Raw genomic sequence first — 16,486 nt, forward strand, 5'->3', positions numbered from 1 at the left:
GAGTTATCTCTTGTTGGTGTTAGTGAGATTCGATCGTAATTGATAAGTGATCTCAAATGTAATACTTTGTAACCAAATAAATCATGAAACTTTTTGCGGTCCTTGATCGCTACTCGGGGCAGTAATGCAGATTGCGCAGCCAGGCAGCGAGCCGTCCGACATCGGTGAAAATCCGCGCGCCTATGTGCGGTGGGTGATGCATGCCGCGCAACTGGGTGATGCCGATGCACAGGCGACCCTGGCCCAGCTGCTGCTTGACGGCCGGGGCGTGCAGAAGGATGAGGCGCTGGCGCTGAGCTGGTTTCGCATTGCCGCACGGCAGCGCCACCCCATGGCGATCAACATGATCGGACGCTGCCTGGAGAATGGCTGGGGGTGCGAAATTGACGTGGTCGATGCGGCGCAGCATTACCGCAAGGCTGCCGATCTGGGGCTGGATTGGGGCTTGTATAACTATGGCCAGTTGCTGACCCGCGGTCGGGATGTAGGGCAGGATCTTGTCGCGGCGTATGAGTTGTTCTGCCAGGCAGCGGCAAAGGGGCACGCCAAGTCGATGAACTTGCTGGGGCGATTCCACCATGAAGGCGTTGTAGTGCCCAAGGATGTTCAGCTGGCGCGGCATTGGTATCAGCGCTCAGCCGAGGCCGGGGATTTCCGTGGGCAATACAACCACGCCGCGGAGCTGGTGCAAGATGGCGACGAGAAGCAGGCCTGCCTATGGCTGGAGCGGGCACTCGCGACGGCTACACCGGGTTTTCTGCAGGCGGCCTATCCGGTGCTGGTGAGCTCTGCCTTCTCCGGTATTCGTGAAATGGGCCTGCGGTATCAGCGCCATCTCCAGGCATGAAAAAAGCCCCTGTACCTTTCGGTGCAGGGGCTTTTTTACAGCGGGTCGATCAAGCGGCTTCGATTTTGCCGCGATTGTGCTCAACCTTGGACAGGTAACGCTGCACGTTTTCCTGTTCCTCTGGCGTAGTGAACAGGCCCAGCTTGCTGCGGCGCCACAGGATGTCCTGGGGCTGCGTGGCCCATTCTTCAGCGCACAGGTAGTCGACTTCGCGGGTGTACAGGCCGCCACCGAGGTGGTCGCCCATGTCCGCCAGCGATTGCACGCCTTCCAGCAGACGCCAGGTGCGGCTGCCGTAAGTGGTGGACCAACGGCGGGCAATCTCGCTTGGCACCCAGTCGTACTTGCTGCGAATCGCATCGGCCAGGGCTTCTGGCGTGCTCATGTTTTCGCCGCCGGGCAGGGTGGCCGTGGCTGTCCAGCTTGGGCGCATCTGCGTGAAGTACGGTGCCAATTGCGCCATGGCCGATTCAGCCAGTTTGCGGTAGGTGGTCAGCTTGCCGCCGAACACCGAGAGCAACGGCGCCTCACCCGAGGTGCCCGACAGCGCCAGGGTGTAGTCGCGGGTCACGGCCGACGGGTTGTCGGATTCATCGTTGCACAGCGGGCGCACGCCGGAATAGGTGTGGACGATGTCATCGCGGCTCAGCTGCTTCTTGAAGTGCGCGTTGACCACGTTGAGCATGTAGTCGGTTTCACCTTCGGTAATCGCCACTTTCGCCGGGTCGCCGGTGTATTCGCGGTCGGTGGTGCCGATGATGGTCAGGTGATTCAGGTACGGAATGGTGAAGACGATGCGCTGGTCTTCGTTCTGCAGGATGTGCGCGTGGGCGCCTTCATACAGCTTCGGCACGATCAGGTGGCTGCCCTGGATCAGGCGGATGCCGTAAGGCGAATCCAGCTTCAAGTCATCCTTGATGAACTTGGCGACCCATGGGCCGGCTGCGTTCACCAGTGCCCGGGCGCGGATCGAGAACAGGCTGCCGTCGGCGCGTTCCATGTTCATTTCCCACAGGCCTTTGCTGCGTTGCGCGCTGACGCAACGGGTCTGAGTATGGATATGTGCACCCTTTTCCCGCGCGGCCATGGCGTTGAGTAATACGAGGCGGGCGTCGTCGACCCAGCAATCGGAGTATTCGAAGCCCTTGGTGATTTCGCTTTTCAGCGGGCTGTCGGGGCCGAACTTGAGGCTCTTGGAGCCTTCGAGTTTTTCCCGCTTGCCCAGGTGGTCATACAGGAACAGGCCGGCACGAATCATCCACGCCGGACGCAGGTGCGGGCGGTGTGGCAATACAAAGCGCATCTGCTTGACGATGTGCGGGGCCTTGGCCAACAGCACCTCACGTTCAGCCAGGGCTTCGCGCACCAGGCGGAATTCGTAGTGCTCGAGGTAACGCAGGCCACCATGGATCAGCTTGCTGCTGGCGGAGGAGGTGTGGCTGGCCAAGTCGTCCTTTTCGCAAAGGAATACCGACAAACCGCGACCGGCTGCGTCTGCTGCAATGCCGACGCCATTGATCCCGCCACCGATAACGGCGACGTCATAGACTTCGGCAAGCGGTGGGGCAGGCAAGGTAGAAGGGTTCATCGGCTGGCCTCGCAATCTTTTTCGTATTGGAATTCGAACATAAATGTTCATTTGCGAAAATGGTAGCGCATAAACGCAGGCACAGCCACCCCGCTTCGATTGAAAATACTGATCGAAGGGCGAAGAAAAGAAAATTTGTGAACATCAGGGGGCAGGACACCCCCTGTATAGGCTTACACCACTTCCAGCCGAATCTTGTGCTGATTCAGCAACTGCACCAGTGCCGGGACCGGCTGCTGATCGGTGACTAAACAATCAATCAAACTGATCGGTCCCAGGCGAATCATGGCGTTGCGCCCGAATTTGCTGGAGTCCGCCGCCAGAATCACCTTGCGCGCATTGGCAATGATCGCCTGGGAAACCCGTACTTCCTGATAATCGAAGTCCAACAGGCTGCCGTCTTCATCGATACCGCTGATGCCCACCAAGGCAAAATCGACCTTGAACTGGTTGATAAAGTCGACACTGGCCTGGCCTACCACGCCGCCGTCACGGCGCACGTTGCCGCCGGTCAGGAGTACGTCGAAGTCGTCTTTGGCACTCAGCATCATGGCGACGTTGAGGTTATTGGTAATGATTTTCAGGTGGCTGTGGTTAAGCAGCGCCCGGGCAATGGATTCGGTGGTGGTACCGATGTTGATAAACAGCGAGGCGTGATCGGGGATTTGCGCGGCGATGGCTTCGCCGATGCGCTGTTTCTCGTCGCGCATCTGGTCGGCACGCATGGCGTACGCAGTGTTTTCAACGCTGGAATCATAGGCTGCGCCGCCGTGGTAGCGGCGCAACAGATTGGCTTCCGCCAGTTGATTGATATCGCGGCGGATGGTTTGCGGGGTGACAACAAAGAGCTGCGCCATTTCCTCGATACTCACATAGCCGCGTTCGCGAACCAGTTCGAGGATTTGTTGCTGGCGGGGAGGCAGATTCATGGTGCGTCCTTTGGGCTGCCGTAAAAAGTGGCCCATGATGACGCAGGAATCTGCTCCCTGCCAGTTACAACCCTATGTGGGTCCAGCGCTTGGCTTATTCAGCGCCTTCGTGGGGTTCCCAATCGCGGGTGCGGCTGACCGCTTTCTGCCAGCCGGCGTAGAGTTTTTCCTTCGTCGCTTCTTCCAGTTGCGGTTCGAATTGGCGCTCGATCACGGCCTTGCCACGCAATTCGTCCAGGCTGCCCCAGAAGCCGCACGCCAGGCCAGCCAGGTAGGCGGCGCCCAATGCGGTGGTTTCGCGCATTTGCGGGCGCTCAACCTGGGTGCCGAGGATGTCGGCCTGGAACTGCATCAGGAAGTTGTTGGCGACTGCACCACCGTCTACCCGCAGGGATTTGAGGCGTTCGCCGGAATCCTGCTGCATCGCGTCGAGTACGTCGCGGGTTTGATAGGCAATCGACTCCAGGGCGGCACGAATGATGTGATCCACACGTACGCCACGGGTCAGGCCGAACAGCGCGCCACGGGCATACGGGTCCCAGTAGGGCGCGCCCAGGCCGGTGAAGGCCGGTACCAGGTACACGCCGTTGCTGTCCTTGACCTTGCCGGCGAAGTATTCGGTATCGGTAGCGTCGGCGATGATCTTCAGCTCGTCACGCAGCCACTGCACCGTGGACCCACCGTTGAATACGGCACCTTCCAGGGCGTAGGCCACTTCGCCACGGGGGCCGCAAGCAATGGTGGTGAGCATGCCGTGCTTGGACTTCACGGCCTTGTCGCCGGTGTTCATCAGCAGGAAGCAGCCGGTGCCGTAGGTGTTTTTCGCCTGGCCCGGTTCTACGCACATTTGGCCGAACAGCGCCGCCTGCTGGTCACCGGCAATACCGCCGATGGCGATACCGCTTTTGGTGCGACCGTAGATTTCCGAGGAGGACTTCACTTCCGGCAGCATTTCCCGCGGCACGTCGAGAATCTCCAGCATCTTCGAATCCCACTCGAGGGTGTGGATGTTGAAGAGCATGGTGCGCGAGGCGTTGGTGTAATCGGTGACGTGGGTTTTGCCGCCGGTAAATTTCCAGATCAGCCAGCTGTCGATGGTGCCGAACAGCAGCTCGCCGTTACGTGCACGTTCGCGGCTGCCTTCGACGTTGTCGAGGATCCACTTGAGCTTGGTGCCGGAGAAGTACGGGTCGGTGACCAGGCCAGTGGTGTCATTGATGTATTGCTCATGGCCGTCGCGCTTGAGCTGCTGGCAGATCTCGGTGCTGCGGCGGCATTGCCAGACGATCGCGTTGTAGATCGGCCGGCCGGTGACTTTGTCCCAGACCACAGTGGTTTCACGCTGGTTGGTGATACCGATGGCCGCGACCTGGTCATGGTGCAGGCCGGCTTGTGCCAGGGCCTCGACCATCACCGCGCTCTGGGTGGCGAAAATTTCCATCGGGTCATGTTCAACCCAGCCGGCTTGCGGGTAATGCTGGGTGAATTCACGCTGGGCGGTGCAGACCACGTTGGCGTCACGATCAAAGATGATCGCCCGGGAACTGGTGGTGCCCTGATCGAGGGCAATGATGTAGTTCTTATTCTGAATGTCGGTCATGTCGATTGCCTTGGACGGAGAATAGGGGAGTCAAGTAAACAGCCTGGACCGCAAAAGGGCAGTGCGGCCCAGGCTATCGCATCAGGAAGTACGGGTTTTGCCGCTGGCGGCCGCTTCGGTTGCATCAGTTGTAGCAGGTGCTGCGGTGGGCAGATGACGGGCAATCAGCCCGCGATACGCGGCAGCACCGAGGCAGGCACCGACAATCGGTGCAAAGATCGGAATCAGGAAGTAAGGAATGTCGCGCCCGCCGGTGAAGGCCATTTCACCCCAACCGGCGAAAAAGGTCATCAGCTTGGGACCGAAGTCACGGGCCGGGTTCATCGCAAAGCCGGTCAGCGGGCCCATGGCGCTGCCGATCACGGCGATCAGCAAACCAATCAGCAGCGGCGCCAATGGGCCACGGGGCAGGCCGTTGTTGTCATCGGTCAGTGCCATGATCACGCCCATCAGGATCGCGGTGATGACCACTTCCACCAGGAACGCCTGGGCTGTGCCCAGCAGCGGATGTGGGTAGGTGGAGAACACTGACGCCAATTCCAGGCTGGCCTGGGTGCCACGAATCATGTGGTGGGTTTGTTCGTAATCGAAAAACAGGTTGCTGTAGAGCGTGTAAACCAACGCTGCCGAGCAGAAGGCGCCGGCGACCTGGGCGATGATGTAGAACGGCAGTTTGCGCTTTTCGAAATCGGCAAAAATGCACAGGGCGATACTGACGGCTGGATTGAGGTGCGCTCCGGAAATACCGGCGCTCAGGTAGATCGCCATGCTGACGCCGATCCCCCAGATGATACTGATTTCCCACAAGCCAAAGCTGGCGCCCGCGACCTTGAGGGCAGCAACACATCCGGTACCGAAGAAGATCAACAACGCAGTGCCCAGGAATTCGGCCATGCATTGGCTTGAGAGTGAAGGCTGTTGAAGAGCAGTTGTCATGGAAAACCTCTGTTTTTGTTGTTGTCTGGCGTTTTGCCGCAACGGCAAGCTGCGATATTCACCGTGGCGAGGATCCCCATCCTCTTCGCGGCTTACTGCTGCGAATCCGTAGCGCTATTCCTACAGTATTCGTAAACGAAAAAATATAGACAAGAATGACGGCTGTCAAAGGTCGAAAGTGAACGATCGGTCATTTTGTAATTATTGGTGTGGTGAATGATCGCGCCGTGGGCGCGGGGAGTTGCAGGAAAGGAGCGCGCGGACTCGTGGCAGAGGGCTTCGGACTAGAGCCTTTTGCTTGATGTTGGCCTAGAATTGGCCATCTGTTTTTTCACCGTTTTGCCAAGCCTGGAGCCCTCATGACGCCCGCATTGGACCTGTTGAAAAAAGTTCGCGCCGAACATCGAATCCACAGTTACGAACATGACCCCAAGGCAGCCTCTTATGGTCTGGAGGCCGCGGAAAAGTTGGGGCTTGATCCCGCACAGGTGTTCAAGACCTTGCTGGCCAGCAGTGAAAAAGCTGAACTGCTGGTGGCCGTTGTGCCGGTCGTCGGAAGTTTGGATTTAAAGGCGTTGGCACACGCGGCGGGGGTGAAAAAGGTCGAGATGGCGGACCCGGCCGCGGCGCAGCGGGCCACCGGTTACTTGCTGGGCGGCATCAGCCCGCTGGGGCAGAAGAAACGCCTGCGCACCTTTGTCGATGTGACGGCGCAGTCGTTTCCGACAATTTTTATCAGTGCGGGAAGAAGGGGGCTTGAGGTGGAGTTGGCAGCAGCGGTGCTGGCCGAGCACACCCAGGCCAAGTTCGCGGAAATTGGCCGGGTGTGATGCGCTGAGGTCAGGTGGCGGTGCTGTAGCGGCGAACGCCTGATTCGACGTAGGGAATGTGCGCCGCTGTGCTGCCCGAGGCCTGGAACAGAACCAGGTGCTCGGCCGCTACGCGAATACCCACATCGGCACCGACCAAGTGATCGGCGTGGCTGGGGAAGATCGATTCCAGCTGCGCACCTGTAGGCAACTGCAGGCGATACAGGGTCGAAGCCCCGAGGAACGTCTTGCCGACAATCCGCGCTTTCAAAGTGCTGTCCGGCGCATAAACGATGTCGTCCGGGCGCAACAACACATCCACCGCGCCGCCGGTGGGCCAGGTATAGGCACGATTCCCGCGCAATTCGCCCAGTTCGGTGGTGACCGATTCCGGCGTGTTCAACTGCCCGCGAATGAAGTAACCCTGGCCAATAAAGCTGGCGACAAAGGGTGTCAGTGGCTCGTGGTACAGGTTGTAGGGCGTATCCCACTGCTCCAGGCGACCTTCCTTGAACACGCCGACATGGTCACTCACCGCGAAGGCTTCTTCCTGGTCATGGGTCACCAGAATTGCACTGGTGCCCCGGGCCTTGAGAATGTCGCGCACTTCATGGCTGAGCTTGCGCCGCAGTTCGCCGTCGAGGTTGGAGAAGGGTTCGTCCAGCAGCAACAGTTGTGGTTCCGGCGCCAAGGCGCGGGCCAGGGCGACGCGCTGTTGCTGGCCGCCGGAAAGCTCATGGGGGAAGCGCTTGCCGAGGTTCTTCAGGTTCACCAGCTCCAGCAATTCGGCGACCACCCGCTCTTTTTGCGGGTGCTTGCGAATACCGAAGGCGATGTTGTCGGCCACGCTGAGGTGTGGAAACAGCGCGTAGTCCTGGAACACCATGCCGATCCGACGTTTCTCCGGGGCCAGTGTGAAACCGGCGCTGGAGATGACTTCGCCCGCCAGGCTGATCTCACCTTCGTGCACCGGCTCAAAGCCGGCAATCGCTCGCAGGGTGGTGGTCTTGCCGCAGCCCGAGGAGCCCAGCAAGCAACCGATGTCACCGGCGTTGAGGTGCAGGTTAAGGTTCTGCACCACCCGTTGGTCCTGATAACCGCATGCCAGATTGCGTAGGTTCAGCAGTAAAGGCTGGCTCATGCAGGGCGGTACGCCGGCGCAACCAAAAACTCCAGCAGGGCTTTTTGCGCGTGCAGGCGGTTTTCTGCCTGGGCCCAGGCCACCGAACGTGGGTCGTCCAGCAGGTCGAGGCTGATTTCTTCGCCACGGTGGGCCGGTAGGCAGTGCATGAACAGCGCGTCCGGCGCGGCCAGGTCGAGCAGTGCGCGGTTGACCTGGAACGGTGCGAACAGCTTGAGGCGCTTGGCGGTTTCTTCTTCCTGGCCCATGGAGGTCCAGACGTCGGTGCTCACCAGGTGCGCGCCGATGACGGCCTCACGCGGGTCGCGGACGATGGTCACGCGGTCGCCGGCCTGGGCCAGGAATTTTGCGTCCGGCTCATAGCCTTCGGGGCAGGCAACGCGCAATTGGAAGTCGAACTGGATCGCCGCCTCTATATAGCTGTTGCACATGTTGTTGCCATCACCGATCCAGGCCGCGGTCTTGCCTTGGATCGAGCCGCGCTGTTCGAGGAAGGTTTGCATGTCGGCCAGCAACTGGCACGGGTGCAGGTCATCGGACAGGCCGTTGATCACGGGCACACGGGAGTTGGCGGCAAATTCGGTCAGGGTGCTGTGGGCGAAGGTACGGATCATCACCGCATCCAGCATGCTCGACATCACGATCGCGCAGTCGCTGATCGGCTCGCCACGGCCCAGTTGAGTATCGCGAGGTGACAGGAAGATAGCCTGGCCGCCGAGCTGAATCATGCCGGCTTCGAAAGACACACGTGTGCGGGTGGACGACTTCTCGAAAATCATCCCGAGCACGCGGTTTTTCAAAGGCTCGAACAGTACGCCGCGGTTACGCAGGTCTTTAAGCTCAATGCCTCGACGGAGCACGCTGACCAGCTCTTCGGGCGTGCAATCCATCAGGGAGAGAAAGTGCCTTGCGCTCATCATTAACTACCTTTTTGCAACAGACCGCAGATACTCAAAGCCTTGTTTATTTTGAAAACGGGCGAGACCTGCGGCGAAAGCCGCACGGGGCGACGAAATAGGGGAAGGCGCGATCTTATAATTAAATGTCGCGTCTTACCAATAGGGCTACAGTTTTTAGGGGAGTTCAAGGACGCGGGGAGGGCGCTTTTGAAGCCTGTTTCCTGACAGCAGCGGGTCATTTGTACACTGGCGCTGCGCCACATTGCAATGCGAGAAGGCGGGCGCAGGCCGGGGCGCGTCGGTTTCAGAGGGCTGCCGGAGGGCGCTGAAACATTTCATGATGTTTCCTCATGACCCGGCCTGATGCCGTTGGATTCACACGACGAACGTTGCTGGCGCTGCTGCCGGCGGCGGGCCATAGTTTTCGTCCGAAGCGCTCAGCCCACAATAAAGAGACTGGCCATGACCAAGACTCTCCACCACCGTGCCTGCCATCTGTGCGAAGCCATCTGCGGCCTGACACTGGAAACTACCCAGGGTGAAGACGGGAGCCTGGCGATCACTTCGATCAAGGGCGACCCGCTGGACACGTTCAGCCGTGGCCATATCTGCCCCAAGGCCGTGGCCCTGCAGGATATCCAGAACGACCCGGACCGCCTGCACCAGCCCATGTTGCGGGTGGGCAGTGAATGGCAGCCAATCCCGTGGGAAGACGCCTTTACGCTTGTAGCCGAGCGCCTGTCGGGCATCCAGGCACGCCACGGGCAGAATGCGGTGGCGGTGTACCAGGGCAATCCGAGCGTGCACAACTATGGCCTGATGACCCACAGCAATTACTTCCTGGGCCAGCTCAAGACCCGCAATCGCTTTTCCGCCACGTCGGTGGATCAATTGCCCCACCACCTGACCAGTCACCTGATGTATGGGCACGGCCTGTTGCTGCCGATCCCGGACATCGACCATACCGACTTCATGCTGATCCTCGGCGGCAACCCGCTGGCGTCCAACGGCAGCATCATGACCGTGCCGGATGTGGAAAAGCGCCTGAAGGCCATCCAGGCCAGGGGCGGCAAAGTCGTGGTGGTTGATCCGCGGCGCAGCGAGACGGCGGCGATTGCCGACCAACATCTGTTTGTGCGCCCGGGCGGCGATGCGGCGTTGTTGTTCGGTTTGCTTAATACGCTGTTTGCCGAGAACCTGATCCGTGACAGTCATCTGCCGGTCGATGGCCTGGATGAAGTGCGCCAGGCCGTGGCGGGGTTCACCGCCGAAGCGATGAGTCGTCAATGCGCGGTGCCCGCCGAGCAGATCCGCCAGTTGGCGCGGGACTTCGCGGCGGCCGACACAGCGGTGTGTTATGGCCGCATGGGCGTGTCGACCCAGGCGTTTGGCACGCTGTGCCATTGGCTGGTGCAGTTGATCAACCTGGTGACGGGCAATCTGGACCGAGTGGGCGGCGCCTTGTGCACCACGCCGGCAGTCGACCTGGTGGCTTCCACCTCCGGCGGGCACTTCAATCGCTGGCAGAGCCGGGTTTCCGGGCGACCGGAGTACGGTGGCGAGCTGCCGGTGTCGGCACTGGCCGAAGAAATGCTCACCGAGGGCGAAGGACAAATCCGTGCGTTGGTGACTGTGGCAGGGAATCCGGTGCTCTCCACGCCTAACGGCCGGCAGTTGGAACAGGCGCTGGATGGCCTGGAGTTCATGGTCAGCATCGACCTGTATATCAACGAAACCACGCGCTATGCCGACCTGATCCTGCCGTCTACCTCGGCACTGGAAAACGATCACTACGACACCACCTTCAATATGTTCGCGGTGCGCAACGTCACCCGCTTCAATCGCGCCATCCTGCCAAAGCCTGACGGCGCGTTGCATGACTGGGAAATCTTCGTCGGCCTGGCCCAGGCTTTTGCCGCGAAGACGGGTAATGCACTCAAACCGACCATGCCGCCGGCGCAGATGATCGATTTCGGGCTGCGCGCCGGACCTTATGGCGATACCTTGTCCATTGCCGCGCTGGCTGATTATCCCCACGGTCTAGACCTTGGGCCGCTGAAGCCCAACCTGGCGGGCCGCATGAAAACCGCCAACGGCCATTTGCAGGCTGCGCCGCCGGTGATCATCGCAGACTTGGCGCGTTTTGCCGCGCAACCAGTGCCTGGGCTGAATGAGTTGTTGCTGATCGGCCGTCGCCATGTGCGCAGCAACAACTCGTGGATGCATAACTACCATCGGTTGGTGAAGGGCAAGCCCCGTCATCAGTTGCTGATGCATCCCGATGACCTGGCCCATCGCAAGTTGAGTGACGGGCAACGGGTGCGGGTCAGTTCTCGGATCGGCATGATCGAAGTCGAGGTATTGGCCAGTCTCGACATGATGCCCGGCGTGGTCAGCCTGCCCCATGGCTGGGGGCACGGTCGCCCGGGCGTACAGATGACCATCGCCAGCGGGCAGCCGGGAGCGAGTGCGAATGACCTGACGGATGAGCGGCAATTGGATGAGCTGTCGGGCAATGCGGCGTTGAACGGCGTGCCGGTGCAGGTCGAGGCGGCGTAAAGATTGTCTGTCGGGGAGTCCGAGCGTCACGCTAGGCTTTGCGTTACAATGCGCCACCGTGCCGACCCATGAGTCGGAAAGTTCCAGCCGAGGTGTTCCATGGATATCATCGAAACGATCAAAGAGCAGATTGCCAACAACACTATTCTGCTTTACATGAAGGGCGCACCTAACGCGCCTCAGTGTGGCTTCTCCGCAAAGGCTTCCCAGGCAATCATGCAATGTGGCGAGAAGTTCGCCTACGTGGATATCCTGCAGAACCCGGAAATCCGCGCCAACCTGCCGAAGTACGCCAACTGGCCAACTTTCCCACAGCTGTGGGTTGCCGGTGAGCTGGTCGGCGGTAGCGACATCATTACCGAAATGGCGGCTGATGGTTCGTTGCAGGCACTGATCAAAGACGCAGCGGCCAAAGCTGCGGCGAAAACCGAAGCCTGATTTTTTCCAGGCTGCGGCAATAAAAAGCCCCGCTTCTCGAAAGAGAGCGGGGCTTTTTAGTGGCCGGTAATTAAAGGGTTATTCACCCATCTGCGATTGCAGGTAATTCTCGATAGTCACTTTGTCGATCAGGCCGATCTGGGTTTCCAGCCAGTCGATGTGTTCTTCCTGGTCTTCAAGGATATCTTCCAGCAGTTCGCGGCTGCCGAAGTCGCTCTTGATTTCGCAATGAGCAATGGCGGCCTTGAGGTCGGTGTGGCTCTTGCGTTCGAAGTTCAGGTCGCAGTTGATCATTTCCTGGGTGTGCTCGCCGATGTTCAGCTTGCCCAGGTCCTGCACGTTCGGCAGGCCTTCCAGGAACAGGATGCGCTTGATCAGCGCATCGGCGTCCTTCATGGCCTTGATGGATTCTTTGTATTCACGCTTGCCCAGCTTTTCCAGGCCCCAATCGTCATACATGCGTGCATGCAGGAAGTACTGATTGATCGCGACCAGTTCATTGGCAAGGATTTTGTTGAGTTGCTGGATGACTGTAATGTCGCCTTTCATGATTGGGGTCCTGCCCTGTATTAGCTGTATATAAGGCGGAGTTTGAGCTGCGCATTTACTACTGTCAAACCTAAGTTATTGAATAATAAATGAAAATTAATCGGAATAAGAATGTTTGTGTTCCGCGTCTTGGCGCTAACTGTTTGAATTCCGGGCATAAAAAAACCGGACACTAAGTCCGGTTCTTTAAAACACACCCATCAGGCGTGTGTAAATTCTGCTGAGTAGGGGATCGCCGCCTGGGCAGTTTGCAGCTGCGTCAGGGTTTCCCGTACCACTTGCTTGGCGAGGCAGGCGCATTTGCCGCATTGGCTGGCGACGCCGGTGGTTTCACGTACTTCCTTGTAGCTGCAGCAACCTTCATAGATTGCTTCGCGGATTTGTCCGTCGGTGACGCCAGTGCAGAGGCAGACATACATAAGGGAGAACCATCGCGGTTTAAGGCTTAAGTGCGACGGATCTTAATGTTAACGAGAATGATTGTCAAAGTAGTTTCTTGCTTGTTTGAAACAGATTGATCGCCCACTGACGAACGGTTTTTTCCTGAGCCGTGTATGATGGCCGGTCTTCACGAAGCGTGATCCCGTCACAGGGCTGTCGTTTACCCACGGCACACTGGAAGGGATCCTTTTACTTCAAGTCACCACCATCAGGAGATACCCAATGAGCGTACTCGTCGGCAAACAAGCCCCGGATTTCGACGTCCCAGCCGTCCTCGGCAATGGCGAAATCGTAGACAGCTTCAAACTGTCTGAAGCCATCAAAGGCAAATACGGCCTGGTGTTCTTCTACCCGCTGGACTTCACCTTCGTCTGCCCTTCGGAGCTGATCGCCCTGGATCACCGCATGGACGATTTCAAGGCCCGTAACGTAGAAGTGGTAGCCGTTTCCATCGACTCCCATTTCACCCACAACGCCTGGCGCAACACCGCCATCAATGATGGCGGCATCGGCAAAGTCAAATACACCATGGCAGCCGACATGAAGCACGACATCGCCAAGGCCTACGACGTTGAGTCCGAAGGCGGCGTGGCTTTCCGTGGCGCGTTCCTGATCGACGACAAGGGCGTTGTGCGCTCGCAGATCATCAACGACCTGCCGCTGGGCCGTAACATGGAAGAGCTGATCCGTCTGGTCGACGCTCTGCAATTCCACGAAGAGCACGGCGAAGTGTGCCCTGCTAACTGGAAAAAAGGCGACAAAGGCATGAACGCTTCGCCAGAAGGCGTTGCGGCTTACCTGACCGAGAACGCTGGCAAGCTGTAAGCCAGATTCGCGGCACAAAAAAACCGGCCTGAGAAGGCCGGTTTTTTTATGCGCGGGATTCGGCTTCAGTCGCCGAAGTCTTCCCAGCCGCCCATCTGTTTCCAGCGGTTGACGATGCCGCAGAACAGCTCGGCGGTCTTCTCGGTGTCATAGCGGGCCGAGTGGGCCTCACGACCGTCGAAGTCGATACCGGCAGCCTGGCAGGCTTTTGCCAGCACAGTCTGGCCATAGGCCAAGCCAGCAAGGGTCGCAGTGTCGAAACTGGAGAACGGGTGAAACGGGTTGCGCTTCATGTCCAGGCGCGCCACGGCGGCGTTGAGGAAGCCCAGGTCGAAGCTGCTGTTGTGACCCACCAGGATCGCGCGTTTGCAGCCATTGGCCTTCAAGGCCTTGCGCACACCACGGAAGATGTCGGTCAACGCTGCTTCTTCACTGACAGCCATGCGCAACGGGTGATCGAGCTTGATCCCGGTGAACTCCAGGGCAGCCGCTTCGATGTTGGCGCCTTCGAACGGCTCGACGCGGAAGAAGTGGGTGTGTTCCGGGAACACAAAACCCTGTTCGTCCATGCCGATGGTCGTAGCGGCGATTTCCAGCAATGCGTCAGTGGCGCAATTGAAACCGCCGGTTTCTACGTCGATGACAACCGGCAGGTAGCCACGGAAACGCTCGGCCATCGGGTGACGGGAACCGCCACCACCGCCGCCGTGTTCCTGGTCGTCGTCGTAATGGTCTTCACTCACGGGTGTTCCTCCAGCAGGCGCCAGCGCAGTGTTTCACCGGCGCGCAGCGGGATAACGGTCAGCTCGCCAAACGGCAGGCTGGTGGGGGCGGTCCAGTCTTCACGGACCAGGGTAATGCGGTCGGTATTCGCCGGCAGGCCATAGAAACGCGGGCCGTTGAGGCTGGCGAACCCTTCAAGCTTGTCCAGGGCGTTACGTTGTTCGAACGCTTCGGCATACAACTCGATCGCCGCATACGCGGTGTAGCAACCGGCACAACCACACGCGGCTTCCTTAGCGTGTTGAGCGTGAGGCGCGGAGTCGGTACCGAGGAAAAACTTCTCGTTGCCACTGGTGGCGGCATCAAGCAGCGCTACCTGGTGAGTGTTGCGCTTGAGAATCGGCAGGCAATAGAAGTGCGGCCGAATCCCGCCCACCAGCATGTGGTTGCGGTTGTACAGCAGGTGATGCGCGGTGATGGTCGCGCCGACGTTGCCCGAAGCCTCGGTGACGAACTGCACGGCGTCGGCGGTGGTGATGTGTTCGAACACGACCTTCAGGGTCGGGAACAACTCGACCACACGACGCATGTGCTCGTCGATGAAGATCTTTTCACGATCGAATACGTCGACATCGCCACGGGTGACTTCACCGTGGATCAGCAACGGCATGCCCACTTCCGCCATGGCTTCGATGGCCGGCAGGATCTTGTCGATACTGGTGACGCCGGAATCGGAGTTGGTGGTCGCTCCGGCCGGGTACAGCTTGGCGGCGTACACGAAACCACTGGCTTTAGCCTGGCGAATTTCTGCGGGCTGGGTGCGGTCGGTCAGGTACAGCACCATCAACGGTTCGAAGCGGCTGCCGGCCGGTCGTGCAGCGAGGATGCGCTGGCGATAGGCATCGGCTTCCGCGGCGTTACGCACCGGAGGTACCAGGTTAGGCATGATGATGGCGCGGCCAAACGTGCGCGCTACATCAGCCACGGTTTGGGGCAACGCAGCACCATCGCGAAGATGAATATGCCAGTCGTCGGGACGCAGCAGGGTCAGGCGGTCGGACATTGGGGATTCCAGGCGGGTCAATCTGGTGGGAATGCTACCGGAAAAGACTCTTGCAGGCACTCGCTATCAAGTTTTGCAGGATACGACCGATATCCCTGGGTATGCCTTAACGATGTATGACGCCTTGATGTGTTGTAGAAACCAGTGGAGCCTCCCGTGCGCCAGCATTATCTAGCCCTGCTCAGTGTGTTCGCCAGCCTGCCCGCGATGGCCCTCACGTTCCAGACACGTCTGGAGAATATTGAGTGGAAAGTGGAGGGCGATAAATTCGAGTGCCGCTTGAGCCAGCCGATCACCGATTTCGGCTCGGGCGAGTTCGTGCGCCGGGCCGGCGAGCAGGCGACGTTTCGTCTGAAAGCCTTTAATGGTTCGTTGGGTGCCGGTTCCGCAACCCTGCTGGCGGCCGCTGCGCCCTGGCAGCCGGGGCGTGGTGATATCAACCTCGGCGCGGTGCGCGTCGGCAATGGTGATGTGTTGTTTAACAGCTCCCAGGCCCAGGCCGGGCGCTTGTTCACCGGCTTGCTCGAAGGTCGTAGCCCGACGGTGCGGCACTATGGGCGCGAAGGTGGATACTCCGAGATTCGCCTGTTGCCGGTGAAGTTCAACAAGGCCTACAACGACTATCAGTTGTGCACCGCCAAATTGCTGCCGATGAATTTCGAGCAGGTCAAACAGACCGAGGTGGGCTTCCCGGGGGGCGGAATCGAACTGGACGCGGCGGCCAAGAAAAAGCTCTCGGTGATTCTCGAGTTCATGAAAGCCGATCCGACGGTTAACCACATCGAGTTGAACGGCCACTCCGACAACAGTGGCAATCGCCTGACCAATCGTGATGTCTCCCGGCGCCGCGCCTTGGCGGTGATGGACTACTTCAAGGCCAATGGCATCGATGAGTCGCAGATCACCCTGCGTTTTCATGGTGAAAGCTACCCGTTGGCGCCGAACACCAACCCGGCCAACCGGGCGAAAAACCGTCGGGTGAATATTCAACTTGAACGGGTGGCAGCCCCCGAAAAACCGGCGCCCCAAGCCAAAGCGCCAGGTAACGCCGCCGCCACCTCATAAGGTGCGGCGTTTCGTCGCTCGCTCGACATAATCTGTCGCTTTATCTTCATTTGCTGTCGCGCCTCTGTAATTTC

General features: G+C 59.3%; 16 protein-coding genes. 6 read left to right on the forward strand and 10 right to left on the reverse strand.

The features are described 5' to 3' along the window. The first annotated feature begins 124 nt into the window (after positions 1–124). Positions 125–847, forward strand: coding sequence for a tetratricopeptide repeat protein (locus D109_RS0129650; protein ID WP_017480115.1), 723 nt, complete (start codon positions 125–127; stop codon positions 845–847). A 49-nt stretch (positions 848–896) separates the two neighbouring features. Here the strand turns inward: D109_RS0129650 and glpD are convergent, their stop codons facing one another. The 4 genes from glpD to D109_RS0129670 form a co-directional block, all read right to left on the reverse strand. Next, the gene (gene glpD / locus D109_RS0129655) at positions 897–2,435 is read right to left on the reverse strand and encodes a glycerol-3-phosphate dehydrogenase (RefSeq protein ID WP_017480116.1); all 1,539 of its coding nucleotides are present in this window, start codon (positions 2,433–2,435) and stop codon (positions 897–899) included. A gap of 173 nt (positions 2,436–2,608) precedes the next feature. Further along, entirely contained in the window at positions 2,609–3,364 is a 756-nt protein-coding gene (locus D109_RS0129660) for a DeoR/GlpR family transcriptional regulator (protein WP_003208723.1), read from the reverse strand. A 94-nt stretch (positions 3,365–3,458) separates the two neighbouring features. Continuing rightward, complete coding sequence (gene glpK / locus D109_RS0129665; protein WP_017480117.1) at positions 3,459–4,964, reverse strand: glycerol kinase GlpK; 1,506 nt, start codon at positions 4,962–4,964, stop codon at positions 3,459–3,461. Between the two features lie 81 nt (positions 4,965–5,045). Then, on the reverse strand, positions 5,046–5,900 hold the full coding sequence (locus D109_RS0129670; protein ID WP_026078302.1) for an MIP/aquaporin family protein: 855 nt from the start codon (positions 5,898–5,900) through the stop codon (positions 5,046–5,048). Positions 5,901–6,259: 359 nt separating this feature from the next. On the opposite strand from D109_RS0129670, the gene ybaK reads away from it, so the two are divergent. Continuing rightward, positions 6,260–6,730 (forward strand): Cys-tRNA(Pro) deacylase, encoded by a 471-nt coding sequence (ybaK, locus tag D109_RS0129675; RefSeq protein ID WP_017480119.1) that lies wholly within the window; start codon positions 6,260–6,262, stop codon positions 6,728–6,730. Between the two features lie 10 nt (positions 6,731–6,740). Here ybaK and D109_RS0129680 read toward each other — a convergent pair whose 3' ends face one another. Continuing rightward, entirely contained in the window at positions 6,741–7,850 is a 1,110-nt protein-coding gene (locus tag D109_RS0129680; protein WP_017480120.1) for an ABC transporter ATP-binding protein, read from the reverse strand. Further along, positions 7,847–8,767, reverse strand: coding sequence for an ornithine carbamoyltransferase (gene argF / locus D109_RS0129685; RefSeq protein ID WP_026078303.1), 921 nt, complete (start codon positions 8,765–8,767; stop codon positions 7,847–7,849). Before argF ends, D109_RS0129680 begins: the two co-directional genes overlap by 4 nt. A 444-nt stretch (positions 8,768–9,211) precedes the next feature. Between argF and D109_RS0129690 the strand changes: the two genes are divergently transcribed. Together D109_RS0129690 and grxD are read left to right on the forward strand one after the other, a co-directional pair. Next, complete coding sequence (locus D109_RS0129690) at positions 9,212–11,308, forward strand: molybdopterin oxidoreductase family protein (RefSeq protein ID WP_017480122.1); 2,097 nt, start codon at positions 9,212–9,214, stop codon at positions 11,306–11,308. Positions 11,309–11,407: 99 nt separating this feature from the next. Next, entirely contained in the window at positions 11,408–11,746 is a 339-nt protein-coding gene (grxD, locus tag D109_RS0129695; RefSeq protein ID WP_003208710.1) for a Grx4 family monothiol glutaredoxin, read from the forward strand. 78 nt (positions 11,747–11,824) lie between these two features. On the opposite strand, the gene bfr is transcribed toward grxD, so the two are convergent. Both bfr and D109_RS0129705 read right to left on the reverse strand, forming a co-directional pair. Then, positions 11,825–12,295, reverse strand: a complete 471-nt coding sequence (gene bfr, locus D109_RS0129700) for a bacterioferritin (RefSeq protein WP_017480123.1) — start codon at positions 12,293–12,295, stop codon at positions 11,825–11,827. A gap of 200 nt (positions 12,296–12,495) precedes the next feature. After that, complete coding sequence (locus D109_RS0129705) at positions 12,496–12,714, reverse strand: bacterioferritin-associated ferredoxin (RefSeq protein WP_003208706.1); 219 nt, start codon at positions 12,712–12,714, stop codon at positions 12,496–12,498. A 244-nt stretch (positions 12,715–12,958) separates the two neighbouring features. On the opposite strand from D109_RS0129705, the gene D109_RS0129710 reads away from it, so the two are divergent. After that, positions 12,959–13,561, forward strand: coding sequence for a peroxiredoxin (locus D109_RS0129710; RefSeq protein WP_003172097.1), 603 nt, complete (start codon positions 12,959–12,961; stop codon positions 13,559–13,561). Positions 13,562–13,626: 65 nt separating this feature from the next. Here the strand turns inward: D109_RS0129710 and rnt are convergent, their stop codons facing one another. Continuing rightward, a complete protein-coding gene (gene rnt, locus D109_RS0129715; protein ID WP_003208704.1) occupies positions 13,627–14,304 on the reverse strand; it encodes a ribonuclease T in 678 nt (225 codons plus the stop codon). Next, the gene (pyrC, locus tag D109_RS0129720) at positions 14,301–15,347 is read right to left on the reverse strand and encodes a dihydroorotase (RefSeq protein WP_017480124.1); all 1,047 of its coding nucleotides are present in this window, start codon (positions 15,345–15,347) and stop codon (positions 14,301–14,303) included. The genes rnt and pyrC overlap by 4 nt, the downstream gene beginning before the upstream one ends. 156 nt (positions 15,348–15,503) lie before the next feature. Here pyrC and D109_RS0129725 point away from each other — a divergent pair, with 156 nt between their 5' ends. Further along, on the forward strand, positions 15,504–16,412 hold the full coding sequence (locus D109_RS0129725) for an OmpA family protein (RefSeq protein ID WP_017480125.1): 909 nt from the start codon (positions 15,504–15,506) through the stop codon (positions 16,410–16,412). Positions 16,413–16,486 lie beyond the last annotated feature (74 nt).

Source organism: Pseudomonas sp. PAMC 26793, from assembly GCF_000313235.1.
GTDB classification, from domain to species: domain Bacteria; phylum Pseudomonadota; class Gammaproteobacteria; order Pseudomonadales; family Pseudomonadaceae; genus Aquipseudomonas; species Aquipseudomonas yamanorum.

What these genes read in the sequence shown, in the direction of transcription:
- D109_RS0129650 (WP_017480115.1), top strand. Translation starts at nt 125, where the DNA reads ATGCAGATTGCGCAGCCAGGCAGCGAGCCGTCCGACATCGGTGAAAAT.
- glpD (WP_017480116.1), bottom strand. Translation starts at nt 2,435, where the DNA reads ATGAACCCTTCTACCTTGCCTGCCCCACCGCTTGCCGAAGTCTATGAC.
- D109_RS0129660 (WP_003208723.1), bottom strand. Translation starts at nt 3,364, where the DNA reads ATGAATCTGCCTCCCCGCCAGCAACAAATCCTCGAACTGGTTCGCGAA.
- glpK (WP_017480117.1), bottom strand. Translation starts at nt 4,964, where the DNA reads ATGACCGACATTCAGAATAAGAACTACATCATTGCCCTCGATCAGGGC.
- D109_RS0129670 (WP_026078302.1), bottom strand. Translation starts at nt 5,900, where the DNA reads ATGACAACTGCTCTTCAACAGCCTTCACTCTCAAGCCAATGCATGGCC.
- ybaK (WP_017480119.1), top strand. Translation starts at nt 6,260, where the DNA reads ATGACGCCCGCATTGGACCTGTTGAAAAAAGTTCGCGCCGAACATCGA.
- D109_RS0129680 (WP_017480120.1), bottom strand. Translation starts at nt 7,850, where the DNA reads ATGAGCCAGCCTTTACTGCTGAACCTACGCAATCTGGCATGCGGTTAT.
- argF (WP_026078303.1), bottom strand. Translation starts at nt 8,767, where the DNA reads ATGAGCGCAAGGCACTTTCTCTCCCTGATGGATTGCACGCCCGAAGAG.
- D109_RS0129690 (WP_017480122.1), top strand. Translation starts at nt 9,212, where the DNA reads ATGACCAAGACTCTCCACCACCGTGCCTGCCATCTGTGCGAAGCCATC.
- grxD (WP_003208710.1), top strand. Translation starts at nt 11,408, where the DNA reads ATGGATATCATCGAAACGATCAAAGAGCAGATTGCCAACAACACTATT.
- bfr (WP_017480123.1), bottom strand. Translation starts at nt 12,295, where the DNA reads ATGAAAGGCGACATTACAGTCATCCAGCAACTCAACAAAATCCTTGCC.
- D109_RS0129705 (WP_003208706.1), bottom strand. Translation starts at nt 12,714, where the DNA reads ATGTATGTCTGCCTCTGCACTGGCGTCACCGACGGACAAATCCGCGAA.
- D109_RS0129710 (WP_003172097.1), top strand. Translation starts at nt 12,959, where the DNA reads ATGAGCGTACTCGTCGGCAAACAAGCCCCGGATTTCGACGTCCCAGCC.
- pyrC (WP_017480124.1), bottom strand. Translation starts at nt 15,347, where the DNA reads ATGTCCGACCGCCTGACCCTGCTGCGTCCCGACGACTGGCATATTCAT.